Consider the following 20287-nt stretch of genomic DNA (forward strand, 5'->3'; position numbering starts at 1 on the left):
GCTTTCCCCTGAACCGGATGTCGCCGATACGGCCTGCGCTGGTGCCTTCCGTCCAACTGTCCCTGTGGAAATGAATTCATTCTGGCGATACCTTTCCTTTGCCGTTCTCCTCTTCGTCGCGGCTATCGCGTTCATTGCGTTGCGGAACTGGGACACGGTGTCCCTCGCATGGGAGAATGCGTCGGCGCTGCAAGAAGGTGGGGCGGAGGCCGAGTCGATCCAGACGCCGGATGACCTGGTCGCCTATCTCGGACGACATCCGGAAAAGGCCTCGTTTGCCGTGGTGCGTCCGTCCGGCGAAGTGATCGACACGGTTCGGGCAACCACGAAGCGGTCGTTGCACCGTCTCCCGGCGACCGCCCTCCTCGCAGGTGCCTCGCAGGCGATCGCACAGGGCACATACCAGGCGGGCGAGCGGATCGCGCTTGCGGACATCGGTCGCTTCGCCCTGCCTGGACTGACGGCGGCGGGTCACGAAAGAATGGTCGACTCCCTGACCACGTCTGGACTGATCCGCGACGATTCGCTCGCCCTGAAGGACGTGCTCCTGAGCGTACACACGTTCGAGAATCTCGCCGCTGCCGACTGGCTGATGATGCGCCTCAGTGAAGAGAGGCTCGCGGCCCTGCCGGAGCAGCTGGGCCTGATGTCGAGTACGCCGCCTTTCCCGTACGGTACGACCTACCTGAGCTGGATGAAGGATGCGGAACGGCGAGACGCAGGAGAGGCTGTCCCGCCTTTCCTGGGAGACGACGCCTCCGGCTTTCGCCGGCAGGTCTATGAACGCTCGCGCCAGCTGGCACGGGACGATAGCATGCGGTCGGCGGTGACGTCCGCACTTTCCACGCGCGGGACGGATCTGAGCGTCCGCCGGCAGCGGGCATACGCGCTCGCGGCATTGCCGAAAGGCACCGCCCTGGATTATGCCCGGCTGATGGCATCCATCCGGACGGGGAAAGACGCCGGCTGGGAGCGTATGCGATCGATTCTGGAGACGCCGGTGGCCAGAAGCCCGGCCGACACACTGCTTGCCGGCCGCACTCTCCAGGATACGTCCGGTGCGGTCAAGGCGGCATCCATGCAGCCATCCCCGCGCTTCGTCGCGAATGTGGCCGGTGCCCACCCAGGGATTCTGACGCTCGCCGGCTACGTGCGAACCGACGGGGATGCGTCTCCGCGGGTTGTCGTGCTGATGATGCACGATCTGCCTATGGCCGTTTTTTACCAGCTTGCCCAGACCGGGATCGACAAGGGCCTATTTCTCGAATTGCTGATGGACGCCGAAGCAACGGAACGGCTTGCCGGCGCCCTGCGTGGGACCGCTGGCCGCGCGGCGGCACTCTGACCCGATGTCCGGACGGAGTCACTCCGGGGTATTTGCGGGGATTAGCCGGGTCATCCGCGGTCCGTCGTCGCCGGCCTCTCGGGAGGTATCGTTCGACGGTTCGGGCATGAGGGGAATCATCGGCGCCACGTCGCGTCGGAGGAATGGACGCGAGAAGAATTCGTCGACGTCGAAGGTGTGCCGCCGCACGATAAGGTGGTCGCGGCGAGCGTTGGTCCAGGCCGTCCAGGCGGTCGGGGACGGCGCTGGCCGCGTCGGGTCGAGAATCGATGGTCCGCCCGAGGGGGTGGATGGATGCCCCGATGCCGGCACCTCAATTGGCGCATACCGGGTGGATGCCAGCGTCGAGAGGTCGCGGTCGATCAGGCTGTCTGCTGCCCACACGGGGAAGTAGCGGACGTCCGACGCAACCCGTTCCCAGCGCCACTGCCGTAGGTCTGGGCCGTGCGACGCGGTCAACCGGGCGACGGCTCGACGAAACGCTCGGCGCTGGCGGTGGGCGGCAAAGTAGGAGGTATCGGCCGTGACAGAGTCGGGGGCAAGGCGGAGGCCGTCGTCCGGAATGCGGTGAACGTATGGAAGCCGCCCGATCTCGCGGGCGTATTCGTCCATCCACACGTCGAAGACCGAGGCGCCGATGCTGGACCGTTCGTAGTTGGCATCCCAGTTACGCAGGTAGGTCCGCGCTTCAAGGAGTCGCGGCGTGTTTGGTTCAAGGTCTCTCAGGTTCGGCAGGGCGGCGCGCAGCACCCGTCCGGCCCAGGCGCTGGTGTCACTGCCGGTCTCCGTCATAGCCGTTCGATCATGGCGTGCTGTCACCGTCTCTGCAACGCCATGTGCCCACGCGTCGCGCCCGACGATCTGCAGCGACGTGTCCTGCCGCGTGTGCTGAAGCGAAACGGGCGGTGACCCGATCAGCGACACGTCCCCGTTCGGCGCAACCCGGAGCCCGGCGGATGCGTGCAGGCCAAACGTGACATCCGCCGACGTCCTGATACGACGCCAGGCCTCCACGTCGGTGGTTGCCTCCAGACCGGCCCATGTAAGCACCCACGCCGAGTCCACCGGAATCGAATCCGCGGGGATGGAGTCGGGCGAAACGGTGTCCGCGCGCAGGGCCTCCGCGACGATCCGGTCGCCGCCGGAACGCCTGGTGGTGTCCGGATCCCGAATGGCAGCGGCCCGGGCGGAGGGCAGGGGGCGCCGTGCTGTGTCCCGCGATGTGGAGTCCCATTGTCCCGGCCCGATGGGAAGGGCCAGCGTCGTCGGATCAGGCCGGACGCGGGGAATGCGGATCAGATGTTCGTCCGCGTTGCGAGGCGTGAGCCGTTCGAAGTCTACCCGGTAGGGGAGGGAATCTGTTGCTACGCGCTGCAACGTGGGGCGATGGCCCGGCAGCAGGCTCCACGCCGCCCCATTGGCGCCGGCGCTGCGATAGGTGCCCACGGGCACGAACGGCGTCCCCGGAAGGCTTCCGCCCGACAGTCGACCGCCCCCGACCACATCGATGACAACGTCCTGAAGCAGTGGGCGGGCAGCACCTCCGGTCACCATGCGCGTCATGAGCGTGGTGGAGGAGTCCCGGCGGGCCCAGGCAATGCTACGCTCCAGGCCGTGAATGTGTAGAAAGCGGCGGAGAAGGACATCGTCCGCCCGGAAGCGAGTGAGCACGGAGTCCTGCCGAGCAGTGGTGGATAGCGGCTCCGACGCGAGCCACGAGAAAAGGCGTTCGACCGCGAGCGTATGCCAGGGCTCCCACGGATCCGGTTGCAGGTCGAGGACGATCAGCGGCTCCCGATTGGACGCGGGGGGCGTCGAGAGGGCGGCGTTCACCCCGTCGGTGTAGGCCTGCAGTCGCGCCTGGATGGAGTCAGGCAGGCCGTCGACGACGCGTCGCGCGTCAGCAGGAATGCCGAGCCGGTGCACGTGTCGGTCGAGAGGGACGCTGTCGGTGCCGAACCACGTCGAGAGGTGACCGCGTGCCGTTTGGCGCCAGAGAAGCAGGGTCCAGGTTCGACGGATGCCGTGGATGTAACCGAGGAGAAAGTCCTCATCGGCGGCGGACTCGATGGAGGCAGAAACGACCCCCGAACGGTGCCAGGTGACGGAGGCCGGACCGGAAAGGCCCGTCACGGTGTGCTGCTTCGGTGCGATATCCGGCGAGGAGGACACAGACCACAGCAGCGCCACGCTCACGAAAAGCAGGACGGCGACGCCGATGGGGAGGAGGGTCGGTCGGTCCACGGAGGGAGGGTCGTGCGGGCGAGGCAGGGAGCAGGTACAGGGCGAGAGGGCTTTCCGTCGCTACGCCGGGCGCCGGCTCTGAAGCCAGGCATCGAATTGGTCGAGCGTTTTCGCGTTCAGGCAGTGCTCCGCCGTGAGCCATCCCTTCCGCGCGACTTCCACACCCCAGCGGACGTTTTCAAGCTCTGCCATGGCGTGCGCATCCGGATTGATGGAGATAAGGACGCCGCGGTCGATCGCGGATCGGATGTAGCGCCAGTCGATATCGAGCCGGTACGGGTTGGCGTTCAACTCGATGGCGACGTTGTGCTTCGCGCAGGCGTCGATGACGCGATCGTGGTCGATCTTGTAGCCTTCACGGACCAGGAGGAGGCGTCCTGTCGGGTGTCCAAGGATCGTGGTATACGGGTTTTCGACGGCGGTGATGATCCGGCTCGTGGCTTCTTCAACCGCCATATTGAACCCGGAATGAACGCTCGCCACGACGAAGTCGAACGAGGCTAGAACGTCGTCCTCGTAGTCGAGTGACCCGTCCGCGAGGATGTCGCTTTCCACGCCGGAGAAAATGCGGAAGTCCGAGCCCTTGTCCGACGCGAAGCTCTCGTTCATAGACGCGATCTCGGACTGCTGGCGTCGTACTTCGTCCGGTTTCATACCGCTTGCGACCTGCAGCGACTGGCTGTGATCGCAGATCCCGAAATACGACAGGCCCATCGAGCGGGCTTTCTCCGCCATCTGCTGGAGCGAGTGGGATCCGTCGCTATAGGTGGAATGGTTGTGGACGGTTCCGTTCAGGTCCCCGACCGTGATGAGATTTGGTAGCCGTCCGTCACGGGCTGCTGCCCATTCGCCCTGACCTTCGCGGAGTTCGGGCGGAATGACGGGCGTCCCGGCCGTCTTGAACACATCGGTTTCCTCTGCGCACGGGTTCGGCTTCCCATGTTCATCGAGGAAAGCCTGGACGTGGTCCTCATTTCCCGTGGTGCGCCACAGCGTCGACCCGAATGCGTCCGGCGTACAGACGAAGAGTCGGAGTGTGAGACCGTTCGCCAGCGGGGACTCGACGACGGCATCGGCAAGGTCAGATGAGGACTGTACGGTCACTTCATCCGGATCGAATGGCGCCGAATCATCGGCTCCGAGGAGAATCCGGGCGACGTGATCCGTCCCGTGCTCGGTCGACACCAGCATGTCGATGGTGGAAACGGTCTCCAGCTTCCGGCGAAGGTCGCCGGTGAACACGATCCGATCAACGTCGCCAGTGCCAGACAGGATGTCGTGAGCCTCTCGTGCAGTACGGAGTGCATCCGCGTACCGCTGGCGCTGGCTGTAGGCGCGAAGGAGCGCCACATTCTCGATGATGTTTTCCTGCGTTTTCTTTCCGAAGCCGCTGAGGGATCGGACGCGGTCACCGCGAGCGGCGTCGTCGAGTTCGTCAAGAGCGGTGATGCCGAGTTCCTGCCAGAGGGCACGAACCTTCTTTGTGCCGAGACCCTTAACCTTGAGAACGTCGAGGAGACCGGTCGGGACGGCACTCAGCAGTTCGTCGCGAAGGTCGAAGGAGCCGCGCTGCGTGAGTTCCTCGATCTGTTGGGAGAGTCCGTCCCCGACGCCGTCGACGGAGGTCAGCTGGTTTGATTCGAGGAGATCCGTGACCGACGCGTCGAGCCCGCGGATGGTGCGCGCGGCGCGTCCGAACGCATTCGCGCGATACGGATTGCCGCCGGTGAGCTCGATGAGGTCTCCCGTCTCACGAAGGGCGCTGGCGATCTCCTTGTTGGTCATGCGGTCAGAGCGTGTGTGTGGCGAAGATGATGAGCGAGGAACGGGGCATGTATCCGTCGCAATGGCGGTCATGCGAGCAATTGTTCGCGGCGTACAACGGTTCCCCTTCATCGGCCGGTCGCCGTGGCGGTCCACGTTACGATCGGCCCGAGGGGTCGGATCTAACCCGAGCGGTCGGATCTAAAGGGCCCGCGGTTGGGTTACGCAACCAGACCGTGCCGAAGCCTCTCGGCTGCCATCTATTCCTCCTTTTCTATCCTGCGAATGCAGCGCACCGTTCTTCTCGGGCTCGCAAGTCTCGTTCTTCTCAGCGGCGGAATCCTCGGGGGGATCTGGCTGAGCCAGGCGAAAATCGCCCGGCAAACACCCGATGAATACCGCCTCGTGGAGGAAGCCGTTCAAGCGGCGGAAACGGCCTACGTCGACTCCGTATCGCGAGACCGATTGTCGGAGTATGCCATCGAAGGCTTTCTCGGTTCGCTCGATCCCCATTCCGTGTACATCGATGCGGATCGGATGCAGGCGGTTCGCGAGCAGTTCAACGCCTCGTTCGAAGGGATTGGCGTCACATACGAATTGATCGACGGTCCCGCAGAGCGGGACACCATCGGCGTTCTGTCTGTCCTGCCCGAGGGACCCAGCGAGGAGGCAGGCGTCTGGGCCGGGGATCGAATCGTGGCCATCGACGGGGCCTCCGCGGTTGGTTTAAACCACGAGGAGATCCAGGATCGGCTGAAGGGGCCCGAAGGGTCAACCGTGAAGGTGACGCTCCGCCGTCCGGGACGCGGCGAACCGGTGCAGGTGTTGATTACGCGCGACGACGTGCCGATCGCAACGCTTGACGCGGCTTACATGCTGGACGGGATGACCGGCTACATCAAGATCAACCGGTTTGCGCAGACGACGTATCGGGAGTTTTCAAATGCGCTACGTATCCTCGACGACCGCGGCATGAATCGGCTCGTTCTTGATCTAAGGGGAAATGCCGGAGGGTACATGCAGATGGCCGAACGGGTGGCCGACGAGTTTCTGAAGGAAGGCCAAGTCATCGTCTCTGCCCGCAGCCGCCACCAGGAGTACACGCAGACGGCCCGGGCAAGCGGAGGCGGGGCGTTCGAGGATCGTCCGCTTACCGTGCTCGTGGATGAGCACTCCGCCTCCGCCAGCGAAATCGTAGCCGGTGCGCTTCAGGATCACGACCGTGCCCTCATTATCGGCAGGAGAACCTTCGGCAAAGGCCTTGTACAGCGCGAGTTTCAATTGAGCGACGGAAGCGGCCTTCGCGTGACGATCGCTCGCTTTTACACGCCGACCGGCCGTCTGATTCAGACGGATTATGCGGATGGACGTCGGGATTATTATGCACAGAAAGCACGTCGTCTCGACCGCGACACGGTGCGGACCCGCCAGGCGCTCGTCGCTTCGACGCCGGACTCGCTCCAGTACCGGACGGATGCGGGTCGTATTGTGCTTGGTGGGGGCGGCATCGTGCCCGATCATATCGTACCCCCCGATACGGCGCTGCATCCGTTCATTGGTGATGTCATGCGGTTGGGGGTGCTGAGAGACTTCGCCCGTGCCTGGGTCGACGAGCGCTCGATCGAGTTGCGAGACGAATGGAAGGGGGACCCGGACGGGTTCGCCTCCAGCTATCGCGTTCCGGGCACCGCATTCCCTGCGCTGGTTCAGTTTGCGCGGAGTCGTGGAATCCAGGCATCCGTTGCGTCGGCGGGGGATGCCGACGGGGATGGCGTGAATCCAGCCGTGGAGCGATATGCGGAATCCCTGTTGAAGAGCTATGCCGGGCGCCGCCTCTTTGGCACCGAGATGTGGGTGCGCGTCCGCAACCAACTTGATCCGGTTGTGGAGGAGGCACGCCGGTCGTGGGGCGATGCGGAATTGCTGGCTGCCCGGTATCCCGTGCGGTGAGCCGGGAGCGACGCTACGTCTCTCGAGCCGTCGGACGGGGGCCAAACGGCGGTTAACAGGATCTGAATACGATTTTCGAATTGGGCTAGAGCCGACGTTTACAGGTGATAGGACGTTCGGTGCAGCGGTAATAGCCTCCCAGCGTTCTGGGTGAATGCAGGGTGGGAGGCCGTGCCGAGCGCGCGTCGGCGACGATGGATGGCGTCGTTCGACGGGTCTACTCCTTGCTTTTCGACCGAATGGACGGTTGATTTCCGAAAGAATGGACGAAGGTAAACGAAAAGTGCCTGCCTGCCGCCTCGGGACTTGCGTATGGATGCGATGTTTGTGTACGTATATAATCGTCGTCGGATCGCTCGCGTAACGCACCTGTGAGCGACAGCAGCATGAGCGGCGTCGATGGTTTTTGACACGTTGGCTTCCTGCGTGTATATTGGTTGGCTGTGATGCCAATCTGATATTGTGTCGCTGGCTGACGGCGGTGATTCGGGCGTCTACTGAGGTCTACAGATGCCGCGATCGGTACCCACACCTGCCGGAACGCCGAGTGTCGATGAGACGGATGGCACGTAATGCCGGGCCGGAGCGGTTGTGCGCTTGCTACCGTGAGCGCGTTGGCCCCCTAACGTCATCCTGTTGTATTCTGTATTCAGCGTCATCCCGTTCTATTCATTGCCGCCGAGGCATCCACCGTCGGAGCGTACTCACCCAAGCAGCCCGCTCCGTCTACGTGGATCCACACGGCTGACGACGGCACACCGGTCGATGCGCCCCGCGCAAACCGCGTGCCCGATGCATCCCCAGGCCGGGCCTGCTTCAGGCGCCGCGCTTTTGATCGCTTCGACTGCACATTGCAACTGACCCCACTGAGGAAAAGCCACCTATGGTGATTTTGAATAAGTTGACGGTTACGCTCCTTCTGATGCTGCCCCAGCAGAGCGGCGGAGGAAGCCCCATCAATGCTCTCGTCGAGCGTTTTAACGAGGGCGGCGGCTGGATGTGGCCGGTGCTCATCTGCCTGATCATCGGCCTCGCCATCGCGTTTGAGCGGATCATCTCCCTCAATCGCGCGGACATCAACACCCGCGACTTCCTTCAGCGCGTTCGCGTGGCCCTCGACGAAGGCGGCATTCCGGCGGCGGAGGAGGAGTGCGCGAATACGCGCGGTCCCGTTGCCTCGGTCTTCCAGGCCGGTCTTCTTCGTGCCGACGAAGGCATCGAGGCGGTCGAGAAAGCTGTCGTGTCCTACGGTTCCATCGAGATGAGCTTCCTGGAGCGCGGCCTTGTCTGGCTGTCGCTCTTTATTAGCGTCGCGCCCATGCTCGGCTTCCTGGGGACGGTGATCGGAATGATCCAGGCCTTCGACGCCATTGAGAACGCCGGTGACATTTCGCCGCGACTCGTGGCCGGTGGTATTAAGGTCGCACTGCTGACGACCGCCTTCGGTCTGATCGTGGCCGTGATCCTGCAGTTCTTCTACAACTACGCCGTGTCGAAAATCGACCGGATTGTGGCGGAGATGGAGGACGCTTCGATCGAGCTTATCGACGCCCTCGTGCTCCTACGCGAAGGCCGCAAGGTAAGTGGCGACGAGAAAGCCATTCCGGAAAACGTCGGTGGGGGTAAGTAACCCAGTTGCTGCGCACGCCGATCGGGCCGGTCGCTCCGGCCCGGTCTCGCTGCGCCCTGGACTCGCTCCGGCGGGCCCTCCGACCTTTATCGCTGCACCTGTCACCGACACCCCTCTGTTCTCATGGGAAGCAATTCCGTCGTCCTCCCCATCGCAATTTACCTTGCGATCGGGATCACTGGCCTTAGCCTCCTTGCCCTCGTCGGGTTCGGCATCCGAAACCTGACCTACGGAAAGGTGGAGCCGCTCACGATGGGCGCCATCGCGGTTCCCTTCGTTGTGCTTGGCATCCTGTTCATTGCGATGCCCACGGCGGCTGAAGCCGGCATCATGACGCTGATCATTATGTTTGCCCTCAGCCTTCTTGGCCTGGTTTACACCGGCGTGAAGAACCTGATCTGGTAGCGCACCGACGCTGCCTTCTACCTCGGCGCTCCGGTATACTCCGGGGCGCACGCCGCCACGTTTCACTGTGCCCCGATTACAACCATGCCTGGACTGCTCGATAAACGACGCGAGGGCCGGGATGATGTGGAGATCCCGACCGCCTCAATGGCGGACATCGCGTTCCTCCTCCTCATCTTCTTCCTCGTCACCACGACGATCAATGTCGATACCGGCATTGGTATGACGCTTCCGCCGAAGCTTGACCAGGAACAGCAGCCGCCCCCAGTGAAGGAGCGGAACCTGTTCAAGATCCTGGTCAACTCGCAGGGCGACGTACTGATTGAAGGCGAGCTCGCCTCCCTCAACCAGATCCGCGACCGCGTCAAGGAACAGGTCCTTAACTACGGTGATAACCCGGACCTGTCCGAAAGTCCCGATAAGTCGGTCGTCTCGATCAAGACCGATGCCCAGACGCCGTACCGGATTTACGTCCAAGCGCTTGACGAAGTCATGATGGGCTACCGAGACATCTATGATAGCGTTGCCCGGTCTGGACAGACGCAAACGGGTGAGCGCGTCCTCGAACAGACCTATCCAAGCTATCAGGAATACCGGACGGGTCTTGAACCGGAAGAGGAAGACAAGATTCGCGAAGCCATCCCGCGCAATATCTCGATCGCGGAGCCGGATCTCGGGGACGAGCAGTAACGCCCTCCGAGTCTGAGTCCCGGTTTCGCCGCTCGATACGCACCTACGCCCCAGACGATATGCCGTCCTCACACTTTCAAAAACGATCCGCCAACACGGAGCCGGGCTTTACGACGGCCTCCCTGCCGGATATCGTTTTCATGCTCCTGATCTTCTTCATGGTCTCGACCGTGCTGCGGGAGACAGATCTTAAGGTCCAGACCCAGCTGCCGTCCGCGGAAGCCCTGACGAAGATCGATCAGAAGCGACTTATCTCGGCCGTCCATATTGGACCGATCAAGCAGGGCGAGAAGAAGGGCCAGACGGCCGTTCAGATCGACGATGCTCTGATCGAGAACACCTCCGCCATTCGAAACATCATGTATGGCAAGCTCCAGGAGCAGCCGAAGCTGATCGTTTCGATGAAGGTCGACCGCGAGTCGCAGATGAAGATCGTGAATGAGGTTCAGCAGGAACTCCGCGAAGCGGGCACCCTGCGAATCAACTACTCGTCGACGCGACAAAGACCGAGATAACAGGTCGCGCGCGTCATCAGACTGGATCGGAGAAAGCTCTGTCGCTACGGCAGAGCTTTTTTCGTTCGATATACCGGCGTCAAGCGCTCGCGGAAATATCTACGAAGGGCGAACGGACCCGCCCCCGACTCGTAGCGCTTGTCCCGCCGGAGCGATGCGCGTCGCCGCGACACCACCGGCGCGCTCCGCCATATCGGTTACCCTCAGGATTTTTGCCGCATTGCATCCATGATTCAGCGTATTCAAACCGTTTACCTCGCGCTCGCTGCGGTCGCTCTGGCAGCCACCGGCTTTTTCCGAGATCCGTGGTCGAGCGACGCCGCCGCCCAACTCGGCTGGTTCGTCCCGGCATTGATCGCAACGCTCGGCCTGTCGGTCCTGGCAGGGGCCGCTGCCATCGCACTCTACAGCAATCGTAAGCGCCAGCGCTCTGTCGTCATTGGTGCGCAGCTATTGACCGTTCTCTATCTCGTCGTGCTGTATACGGGCTTCTACCTCAGCGGTGAACTGGTGCTGCGTACTGGAGACGGGGTGGAGTGGGGGACGACCACCGTCCTGCTTCTCCCGGTTGCCGCATATATTCTTTTCTATCTCGCCCGCCGCGCCATCACGAGCGATATTGAGCTGGTGAAGTCCATGGATCGCTTGCGCTGATTGCGCACGCGAATGATTCCGGCGGGCTCACCGCCGGTGCACGGCTGGCCCGCCTCTCACGTCTCGACGCCCTGCCCCATGCCGGATGCCCGTTCCCCGCGCGTTCTCCTGATTCTGGCGCTCGGCGTGATCAGTTTTACGTTCGCACCTATCCTGGTGCGCTGGGCTGACAATGCGCCCGGACTGGCGATTGCCGCATGGAGGAATGTCTTCGCCGTGCTCCTGCTCGCCCCGGTGGCTGCAGTTCGCATCCGAGACGAGGTCCGGCGCTTCGACCGGCGTGACGTCCTGCTGATCACCCTGGCGGGCTTTTTCCTGGGGCTGCACTTCATCACCTGGATCGAATCGCTCTACCACACGACCGTGGCGAGTGCATCCGTGCTGGTAACCACAAGCCCGATCTTTCTGGCGGCTCTCGGCTTCGTTGTGCTCGGGGAGCGACTGGCATGGCGCACGTTGGCTGGCGTGGGTGTCGCCGTCGGAGGAGCCGTCTTGATCGGGTGGGGCGATGCCGCTGCCGGCGTCAACCTGCCCGTATCCGGAAAGGGCGCGATGTGGGGCAACGGGCTGGCCCTGTCTGCATCCCTGCTGGTGAGCGTCTATCTGCTCATCGGCCGCGTCGTGCGCCAGAAGGTGTCGTGGCTGGCGTACGTCTTTCCGCTGTACGCCGTCTCCGCTCTGACGACGGTGGTCGCCGCCTGGGGCATGGGAACGCCGCTTCTGGGATATGACCTGGCTTTCTACGGGCTCTGCGGGGCGATGGCGCTCGGGCCGCAGGTCATCGGCCACGGTGCGTTCAATTACGGGGTCCAGTTCTTGCCCGCCACCCTCGTCGGCATGCTTGCCCTTCTGGAGCCGGTCGGCGCATCCGCGCTTGCGTTTCTCTTCTTCCGCGAAGTGCCGCCGCTGATCGCTGTCGCGGGCATGCTCATCGTGCTCGGCGGCGTCAGCCTGGTCGTATGGACGCGTCGCAGCGGCGAACCGGTGGACGCCTGATAAGCATCAGGCCACCGGCTCGGTACACGCGTCGTGCCGATGTGCTACGCCCCGTCGAAGCTGGTCGTGGGAAGATCACCGAACGTGGTGCGGCGCCGGAGAAAGTAGTCGGCCGCGATCAAGCCGCGGTACGGTGGCCGCACGGTTGTGGAGGTGGGACGGACGTCGTCGTAGACGGCTTTCATCCGGTGTGCGTCCCGGTAGGCTCGGAGAATAGCCTGCGCTTCCTCCACGTTGCCGGTGGCAATGGCCCGGACAGCGGCGGCACCGTCCATCGCGATCCGCTGCGGGAAGACGCGGCGCCAGTCTGATGGGGAGAGGTTTTTATACAGCATCAGGAGGCTGTTGCGGAAATTGTAGTATGTCTTCCGCGGATTGCCCTTCGGAAGCGACCCCCCGCCGATGTGGTAGACAACGCTTTCCGGCGCGACGCGAACCCGATAGCCGGCGCGGTGCAGACGCCAGCACAGGTCGATCTCCTCCATGTGCATCTCGAATTGCTCGTCCAGCGCACCGACCTCGTCCAGCGCCGACCGCCGGAGCATCAGGGCCGCGCCCGTCGCCCAGAAAACATCGCGCGCATCGTCATACTGGCCGCGATCGGGTTCCATCGTGTCGAACACCCGGCCGCGCGTGAAGGGGTAGCCGATGCGGTCGATGAATCCGCCGCAGGCGCCCGCGTATTCGAAACGGTCCCGCTCGTCGTACTGCAGCAGTTTGGGCTGGACGGCACCCACGTCGTCGGCCTCCATCTCCCGTACCAGCGGGTGCAGCCAGTCCGGCTCGACCTCAACGTCGTTGTTGAGAAGAACCACATAGTCGCCGGTTGCGTGCGGCAGCGCCAGGTTGTTGCCCCGACAGAAAAGGCCGTTTTCGGGGTGGCGGACAAGGACGACGTCCGGGTACTCGGCTGCGACATAGGCGGCCGAACCGTCCATCGAGGCATTATCAGCCAGGATGATCTCCACGTTCGGGTAGTCGGTTGCTACGACCGACGGAAGGCACTCCTGGAGCAGCGGCAGCGCGTTCCAGGTGACGATAACGATCGAGACGCGGGGAAGCGAAGACATACCACGGTGGAAGGGGAGAAAGGGACCGCGTCGTAAAGCCGGATGAATGACGACCGTTCCCGGGCGCGTGACCAGCCGTGTGCCGGAATCCTTTCTCCTCTTCGTCCGGTACACGTGCCCGGTCCGCAGCACGGGCAAACCGATGTCAGAGTCACCGGCCGTGCGACCATCCAGCACCTGCACAGAACGGAAATCCGTAGCGAATGCCCGCGTCTACCGCCTCGATCGACGATGCCCGTGCGGTCCTGCAGGATACATGGGGATATCCGGATTTCCGCGAGGGGCAGGATGAAATCATCGAAGCGGTGCTCGCCCGTCGCGATGTGCTTGGCGTTCTTCCGACCGGAGGTGGGAAGTCGATTTGCTACCAGGTGCCGTCCCTTCTGGGCGAAGGCTTCACGGTCGTCATTTCCCCGCTCATAGCGCTCATGCAGGACCAGGTCGCGGGGCTAAAGGCACGCGGCATCGAGGCGGCGTTCATCAACAGCACGCTTTCGCACCGCGAGATCGATCAGACGTGGACTGACGCCGAGCACGGTCGCTACCGGCTCCTGTACATCGCACCTGAGCGGCTCGACAGTGAGATGTTCAAGGCCCGCGCCGAGCGGCTCAATGTGTCGCTGCTGGCCGTCGACGAGGCGCATTGCGTCAGCGAGTGGGGACATCACTTCCGCCCGGCCTACCTGCAGATCCCGGAGGGGCGAGAGCTGCTCGGAAACCCGCCGACCATCGCCGTGACAGCAACCGCGACGCCGGATGTCCGCGCGGACGTCATCGAGCATCTCGATCTGGACGACCCCCTCGAACTCGTGCACGGGTTCGATCGGCCGAATATCGTCTGGTCCGTGTTTCGCGCGGAGAGCAAGAAGCAGAAGGTACGGGATGTCCTTGAGGGCGTCGACGGGAGCGGCATCGTGTACGCGTCGACCCGGCGCGGCGTCCGCTCGTGGACGCAGTGGTTGAACGGACAGGGCGTGGAAGCGGAGGGGTACCACGGTGGACTCGATAGCCAGGCCCGGACCCATATTCAGGATGCCTGGATCGACGGGGAGACGCGCGTGATCGTGGCGACGAACGCGTTCGGCATGGGCATTGACAAGCCGGACGTCCGATTCGTGATTCACGTAGACATCCCGGATTCCATCGAGTCCTATTACCAGGAGGCGGGTCGGGGCGGGCGTGACGGAAGGCCGGCGTACGCCGTGCTTCTGTTTCGGCCCCCCGACGCGGATACGCAGGAGGCTATGATCGAATCTGCCCATCCGTCCGGGCATGACGTCCGACGCGTGTACGATGCCATCTGTAATGCTGGACAGGTACCGATCGGGTCCGAGCCAGATGGACCGATCGTCGTGGACGAGGATGTTGTCGCCAAGCTGACGGACCTCGGTCGGGGAAAGATTCGAACGGCCATCGAACTTCTCGAGCGCCAGGACGCGATCCGTATTCTCCCGCGCCGGCGGCATGACGGACTGATTCGCTTTGAGGAGCCGGCGAACGCGGTTCGTAACTACGCGCGCGGCCTGCAGAATCTCCGGCTGGCCGGCTTTGTCCAGGACCTACTTCGCACTGTCCACGCGGACGCGTTCAGCGGCTGGTGGCGCCTGGACCTGCGGCGGCTGGTGCGTCGAACGGAACTCGACCGGGAGCGGGTATCGAGAGGGCTGCACTACCTCGCCGAGCGCGGTCTGCTACAGTGGCACCCGCCCGGCGATGCGCAACGGGTTGAACTCACGATGCCGCGTGCACAGAAATTACCCGTTGACGACCGGGCGGTACAGAGTGCGCGGAAGCGTGCCGAGAGGCGCCTTTCGTACATGCTTCGCTACGCCCGGTCGTCCGGTTGCCGCCGCCGATTCTTACTTACCTACTTCGGGGAATCGGCGCCCGAGCGATGCGGAACGTGCGACATCTGCGTGGGGCGGCACGATGAGGTAGCTATCACGCCGGACGACGAAGATGCGCTTCGGGGCATTCTTCGAAACGTGGCAGACGGGGAACCCCGTGCCTCGTGGTTTCAAGAGGCAGATCGGCCGGTCCGGTACCGCGTGGACCGGCTTGTCGACTGGCTCGTTCGGCACGACTACCTTCGCCTGGAAGATCCCCTCGACGAGCACTATTCGGTTACTGAAAAGGCCGACCGATTCCTCTAACTCGATAAGAAAAATGGACGGGACCGGTCGGAGCGTGGTGCCCGGAACGACGGCCGATGTGCCGGGGATGCCACCGATGAAGACTACGGGCCGATTACGGGGATCGCCGAGCGTCGGGCGGGGGATTTCGAATCAGAGAATCGAGGAGCGAGGAGTCACGGCTCGCCCGTGAGAGCGTCACACGAAGGGCGTTTAGCGAGTCGATGACTGTCGTGTAAAGGTCGGTGTACCGTTCGGGGTTGCGGGCGTACACGTTCATCATCTCCTCCATCTGCGTGCGGGAAACGCCCCGACGGGCGAAGATCGAGTCGCGAGCGGCAAAGATGGAGTCTGACAGCTCCGGACGATTCCGGAACGTAGACCGCGCCCGGAAGAGATGCAGGTCGATCAGGAGCGGCACCATGGTGGAGTCGGCGACGGGCCCCTCCGCGTCGTCGACCGAGCAACCGCTACTCAGGACAAGCACGAGTCCGGCCACGGCAAGCGCGAGACCGGCGCAGGTTCGCCGCGAGAACGAGGTGGACGAGGAGGGCATGATCGGATCGATCCTTCCGTCAAACGGAGACGCAGCTATTGTGCGGAGGAGGAAGGCGCCTGGAGCGGGAGCACCGGTGTCATCATCGCTGCCTGCTCCGCTTGTGCCTGGTTCATCTCACGCTCCGTTCGAAACGTCCGGGCGATGACCATCATCTGCCGGAGGAACTGGAGCTTGTCGTACGTCGGGGCGAAGACCGAGCCGTCAATCATGTACACCCGGCCGGACGCCTGGTCGTAGAAGCTGTAGTTCACGAACGGGCCGCCTCCGCCCATCTCAACGTACTGCTGGTCCTCGTAATCGCCGTCGATGTCGACACTGTCCGGGTCGGCAACCAGGTGCCAGAGGCCCTGCGTCTGATAGCCGTAGCGTCCCAGAAAGTCCGACTCCTCCGTGTCCAACTCGCGCCGCTTGTCGATGCGAGCAAAGCCGGCTACGCTTCCCCGGATGTACTGACGGGTCAGGGAGTCGCGGGTGCTGACGATCCACTCGGGCGTGATGAGGCTCGGGGAGGCATCTTCTACGTAGTGCACCAGCAGGTCGCGTCGCGTGTCGGACAGGACCCTGGCGAGCCAGACAGACTTCAGCGGACCGGTCGTGTCCTGTTCGGCAATCTGGTAGTCGTGCTGGACGTTGATCGCGAAGCCGTGCGTGTCCATGAGCGTATCCTCGATCGCAAACTGTCGCTCCTTTTCGAACATCTCGCGCTGCATCCGTTCGAGTGTGATCTCCCGAAACGTCTCGCGAATCCGCTCGCTCTGGCCCTCCAGCGTCTGGATGAGGGCATCGGGTGTTCCAGCGGTGACGTAAAACACGCGCTGGCTCTTGCGCCACAGGTTCGGACGGGGAACGACGATGTTCTCGCCGCCCTCCACCGCCTGACGGACATCCTCCGATAGACGGTCGCGGAGGAAGTTCGCTTCGTTCGTGGTATCGCTGAGCGGAGCGATGAAGACAACATTCTTCTGCTCCTGAACCCGGTTGTATGTGGACTGCGAGTTCAGATCGATCTGCCGGAGGGAGAACATCCGTTCCGGCTGGGGGAGTGTGTTAACGTACGGCGCGACGTTCGCGCGGAAGGCGTCGCCGAGTGGACCCTGCCAGCTCGTGCTGTCCATCACGACGGTAATCTCCCCCTCGACGCCAACGGCACGCGGCCGGAAGTCGCCCTCGCATCCGAGCAGCGTCATCGATGAAAGAAGACCGGCGATTAACAGGGCCGCATAGGACGGCGTAATGCGCGAAAGGGTAGGCATGTAGGCAGGGGGCGGGTCTGGAGGACGGACGATGCATCGCCGTCTCCCTACACGGAGACGACGGAAAATTGCTCCCGTGTTGTCAGGCCACCTCGGCTGCCGGACCGTACTTGAGGTCGCTCGCAAAGGTGCGGACCGCGTCGAGCCGTTCTTCGTCGGAAAGCGACGGGTCGTCCCACATCTCGGCACAGCGATTGATCAGCGCGGATCCGACGATGAATCCGTCCGTGTGCTCCGAGAGCTGCATGGCGTCGTCGTGACTCTTGATGCCGAAGCCGACCAGAAGGGCGTTGTCCGTTACCAGGGAGCGGGCCCGCTTCAGGTAGGCATCCACATCGCCGGAAAGGGCGCTGCCCGTGAGTCCTGTGACGCTGACCGCGTAGACAAAGCCGCTTGCAAGCTCGTCGATGCGGCGGATTCGCTCATCACTCGTGTTGGGGGCGATGAGAAAGACGATGTCGAGGTCGTGCCGCTTGGCGGCATCTGCGATAAACCCGGCCTCCTCCGGCGGTACATCGGGCAGGATGAGACCGTCCACGCCGGCGGCCTGAGCACGCTCGCAGAAGCGGTCCGGCCCGTACTTGAACACGGGGTTGACGTAGCCCATCAGGAGAAGCGGGGTGTCGCTGTTCTTGCGGAAACCGGCAGCCGTGTCGAATGCGTCGTCCATCGTGACGCCGTGGGAGAGTGCCCGTTCGCTGGACCGCTGGATCGGAAGGCCTTCGGCAAGGGGATCACTGAACGGCATACCGAGCTCGATGAAGTCGACGCCGGCGTCATCGATTGCGTGGAGGATGGAGAGGGTCGCATCCGGGGTTGGAAATCCGTTCGTCATAAACAGTCCCATCGCCTTTTCCCCCTGCGAGCGAAGAGCGGCGAAGGTCTGGTCGAGTCGAGACATGGAAGTGACAGGTCGAAGTGGGGAGGGCGGAGGTCGAAAGAGGGGGCGCTGGACGCGAACGAGGTCGGGTCGTCGCGTTACCGGTGCTTCGCGATGGTTTCCATGTCCTTGTCGCCGCGACCGGAGCAGTTAAACACGATCACGGCATCGTCGCCGAGGTCGCGGGCCAGATCCGGAAGCAGGTGCACCGCATGCGCGGTTTCGAGCGCGGGGATGATCCCCTCTGTCTGCGACAGCAGCTCGACGCCGTCCAGCGCCTCCTGATCGGTGACCGGATGGTACTGTGCGCGGTCCAGGTCGCGGAGATACGCGTGTTCGGGTCCAATGCCGGGGTAGTCGAGGCCCGCCGAGACGCTGTGGGCGATTTCAACTTGACCCGTTTGATCCTGGAGCATCACACTCATGGCGCCGTGAAGGACGCCTGGCGTCCCCTTCGCGAGGGTAGCGGCATGACGGCCGTGGAGGCCTTCGCCTGCGGCCTCCGCACCGTGCAGCGCAACGTCCGTGTCATCGATGAACGGATACCAGATGCCGATTGCATTGGAGCCCCCTCCGACGCACGCGACAACGGCGTCCGGCGTCTCCCGGCCTTCGATTTCGAGAAGCTGCGACCGCGTCTCCTCGCCGATGACGCGGTGGAAGTCACGCACCATCATCGGGTAGGGGTGCGGGCCGACGACCGAGCCGATGATGTAAAACGTATCGGCCGGGTTTGAGACCCAGTCCCGGATGGCTTCGTTAGTTGCATCCTTCAGCGTCTGGCTTCCGCTCGTGGCCGGTCGGACCTCCGCGCCGAGCAGTTCCATGCGTTCCACGTTCAGCCGCTGGCGCTCAATGTCCTCTGACCCCATGTACACGATGCAATCCATGCCGAATTTGGCGCAGACCGTCGCCGTGGCCACACCGTGCTGGCCGGCTCCCGTCTCGGCGATGATCCGGGTCTTGCCCATCCGTCGGGCGAGCAGGATCTGCCCGATCGTATTGTTAATCTTGTGAGCGCCGGTGTGGCACAGGTCTTCGCGCTTTGCGTAGATTCTGGCGCCGCCGATGTTGTCCGTCAGGCGATTGCAGAACGACAGCGGCGTGGGGCGGCCGACGTACTCGCGGAGCAGGTGCCGGTACTGCCGGTCGAACTCCGGATCCACCCGCGCTTCGGCGTACGCCGCCTTGAGGTCTTCCAGCACAGGGTAGAGAATCTCAGGGACGAACGCACCGCCGTAGCGGCCGAAGTGGCCCGTCGGGTTCGGAGCGGTGTAGGATACCGCGTCCCGCGCGTCGTCCGGCGAACGGGAGGCCGGAGCGCCGTCGCCGGGAGCCGCCGCGTCGGTGGAGGCAGGGGAAGAGGCGTTGGTGGATGTAGGCATCAGCGTTGAGGTCTGCGTGCAGAGGGGCAGGAAAGGACGCGGCGGTACGGGCCGGCGGATACGGCATCGAGAGCGTCAGGCGATGGAGTGCACGAGAGGTTCAGGCGTCGGCGTCGTCGGAAGCGCCGGCGTCCGCCAGCTCCTTGTTCACGCCGCGAAATGCGTCGAGAAACGCATCGACCTTTTCGAAGCTCTTCTGTCCGGGTGCGCTCTCGACGCCGCTGGACAGGTCGATCGCGAACGGGCGCATGGTCTTGACCGCGCGGTCGACGTTGCTGGCGTCGATGCCACCGGCCAGAAAAATGGAGTAATCGGCTGATAGCTCGCGTGCGAGGCGCCAGTTGAAGGACTCACCGGTGCCGCCCCAGACGCTGGAGTTGTGCGTGTCGAGGAGAAAGTGCTCTACCAGACCATCATAGCGTTCCATGATCGCGCGGAGCTGGTCCGACGACGCGTCGTGACGAACGCGAATGGCCTTGATAATCGGCCGCTCGATGGCACGGCACGTCTCCGGCGATTCTTCCCCGTGAAGCTGCACGTAGTCGAAACCGGCGGTAGCAGAGATCTGATTCACCTCCTCCGCGCTCGTGTTGACGAACACGCCGACCGACTCCGGACCGTATAACCACTCCAGCATGTCGCTCACCAGTGAGGGCACGACGTACCGCGGGCTGTCTTCGTGTTGAACGAAGCCGAGGTAGTCTACGCCTTCACCGGCAAGGTAGCGGGCGTCGGCGAGGTCGGTGATGCCGCAAATTTTCAGCTTGGTGCGCATGGAGAAGGCAATTCAGAGTGGGGACAGCCGTGGCGATGCG

The 20287-nt window shown here is 63.5% G+C and carries 17 protein-coding genes; 9 read left to right on the top strand and 8 right to left on the bottom strand.

What is annotated here, in order from left to right; translation table 11 throughout:
• The first annotated feature begins 70 nt into the window (after positions 1-70).
• The gene (locus ACFCU0_RS01975; RefSeq protein ID WP_434971980.1) at positions 71-1345 is read left to right on the top strand and encodes a hypothetical protein; all 1275 of its coding nucleotides are present in this window, start codon (positions 71-73) and stop codon (positions 1343-1345) included.
• A gap of 18 nt (positions 1346-1363) precedes the next feature.
• Here ACFCU0_RS01975 and ACFCU0_RS01980 read toward each other — a convergent pair whose 3' ends face one another.
• A complete protein-coding gene (locus tag ACFCU0_RS01980) occupies positions 1364-3589 on the bottom strand; it encodes a penicillin acylase family protein (RefSeq protein WP_434971981.1) in 2226 nt (741 codons plus the stop codon).
• A 60-nt stretch (positions 3590-3649) separates the two neighbouring features.
• Positions 3650-5374, bottom strand: a complete 1725-nt coding sequence (polX, locus tag ACFCU0_RS01985) for a DNA polymerase/3'-5' exonuclease PolX (protein ID WP_434971982.1) — start codon at positions 5372-5374, stop codon at positions 3650-3652.
• A 264-nt stretch (positions 5375-5638) separates the two neighbouring features.
• On the opposite strand from polX, the gene ACFCU0_RS01990 reads away from it, so the two are divergent.
• The 7 genes from ACFCU0_RS01990 to ACFCU0_RS02020 all read left to right on the top strand — a co-directional run bounded on the left by ACFCU0_RS01990 (position 5639) and on the right by ACFCU0_RS02020 (position 12193).
• Positions 5639-7303 (top strand): S41 family peptidase, encoded by a 1665-nt coding sequence (locus ACFCU0_RS01990; protein WP_434971983.1) that lies wholly within the window; start codon positions 5639-5641, stop codon positions 7301-7303.
• Positions 7304-8186: 883 nt separating this feature from the next.
• Complete coding sequence (locus tag ACFCU0_RS01995) at positions 8187-8933, top strand: MotA/TolQ/ExbB proton channel family protein (protein WP_434971984.1); 747 nt, start codon at positions 8187-8189, stop codon at positions 8931-8933.
• Positions 8934-9056: 123 nt separating this feature from the next.
• Positions 9057-9338, top strand: a complete 282-nt coding sequence (locus ACFCU0_RS02000; RefSeq protein ID WP_434971985.1) for a hypothetical protein — start codon at positions 9057-9059, stop codon at positions 9336-9338.
• A gap of 84 nt (positions 9339-9422) precedes the next feature.
• The gene (locus ACFCU0_RS02005) at positions 9423-10028 is read left to right on the top strand and encodes an ExbD/TolR family protein (protein ID WP_434971986.1); all 606 of its coding nucleotides are present in this window, start codon (positions 9423-9425) and stop codon (positions 10026-10028) included.
• Between the two features lie 59 nt (positions 10029-10087).
• Entirely contained in the window at positions 10088-10543 is a 456-nt protein-coding gene (locus ACFCU0_RS02010; protein ID WP_434971987.1) for an ExbD/TolR family protein, read from the top strand.
• Between the two features lie 228 nt (positions 10544-10771).
• The gene (locus ACFCU0_RS02015; RefSeq protein ID WP_434971988.1) at positions 10772-11197 is read left to right on the top strand and encodes a DUF4293 family protein; all 426 of its coding nucleotides are present in this window, start codon (positions 10772-10774) and stop codon (positions 11195-11197) included.
• A gap of 78 nt (positions 11198-11275) precedes the next feature.
• Complete coding sequence (locus ACFCU0_RS02020; protein ID WP_434971989.1) at positions 11276-12193, top strand: DMT family transporter; 918 nt, start codon at positions 11276-11278, stop codon at positions 12191-12193.
• 44 nt (positions 12194-12237) lie between these two features.
• Here ACFCU0_RS02020 and ACFCU0_RS02025 read toward each other — a convergent pair whose 3' ends face one another.
• Positions 12238-13263, bottom strand: coding sequence for a glycosyltransferase family 2 protein (locus ACFCU0_RS02025; protein WP_434971990.1), 1026 nt, complete (start codon positions 13261-13263; stop codon positions 12238-12240).
• Between the two features lie 203 nt (positions 13264-13466).
• Here ACFCU0_RS02025 and ACFCU0_RS02030 point away from each other — a divergent pair, with 203 nt between their 5' ends.
• Positions 13467-15416: a RecQ family ATP-dependent DNA helicase gene (locus tag ACFCU0_RS02030; RefSeq protein ID WP_434971991.1), complete on the top strand. Its 1950-nt coding sequence runs from the start codon at positions 13467-13469 to the stop codon at positions 15414-15416.
• Positions 15417-15510: 94 nt separating this feature from the next.
• Here ACFCU0_RS02030 and ACFCU0_RS02035 read toward each other — a convergent pair whose 3' ends face one another.
• The 5 genes from ACFCU0_RS02035 to ACFCU0_RS02055 all read right to left on the bottom strand — a co-directional run bounded on the left by ACFCU0_RS02035 (position 15511) and on the right by ACFCU0_RS02055 (position 20247).
• A complete protein-coding gene (locus tag ACFCU0_RS02035; protein WP_434971992.1) occupies positions 15511-15951 on the bottom strand; it encodes a DUF4296 domain-containing protein in 441 nt (146 codons plus the stop codon).
• A gap of 35 nt (positions 15952-15986) precedes the next feature.
• A complete protein-coding gene (locus tag ACFCU0_RS02040) occupies positions 15987-17207 on the bottom strand; it encodes a DUF4837 family protein (protein ID WP_434971993.1) in 1221 nt (406 codons plus the stop codon).
• A gap of 82 nt (positions 17208-17289) precedes the next feature.
• Positions 17290-18108, bottom strand: a complete 819-nt coding sequence (gene trpA / locus ACFCU0_RS02045; RefSeq protein WP_434971994.1) for a tryptophan synthase subunit alpha — start codon at positions 18106-18108, stop codon at positions 17290-17292.
• A 77-nt stretch (positions 18109-18185) separates the two neighbouring features.
• Positions 18186-19472, bottom strand: coding sequence for a tryptophan synthase subunit beta (gene trpB, locus ACFCU0_RS02050; RefSeq protein WP_434971995.1), 1287 nt, complete (start codon positions 19470-19472; stop codon positions 18186-18188).
• A gap of 100 nt (positions 19473-19572) precedes the next feature.
• Positions 19573-20247 (bottom strand): phosphoribosylanthranilate isomerase, encoded by a 675-nt coding sequence (locus ACFCU0_RS02055; RefSeq protein ID WP_434971996.1) that lies wholly within the window; start codon positions 20245-20247, stop codon positions 19573-19575.
• Between the last annotated feature and the right edge of the window lie 40 nt (positions 20248-20287).

This window comes from Longibacter sp., assembly GCF_051155795.1.
In the GTDB taxonomy this organism is placed as follows: domain Bacteria; phylum Bacteroidota; class Rhodothermia; order Rhodothermales; family Salinibacteraceae; genus Longibacter.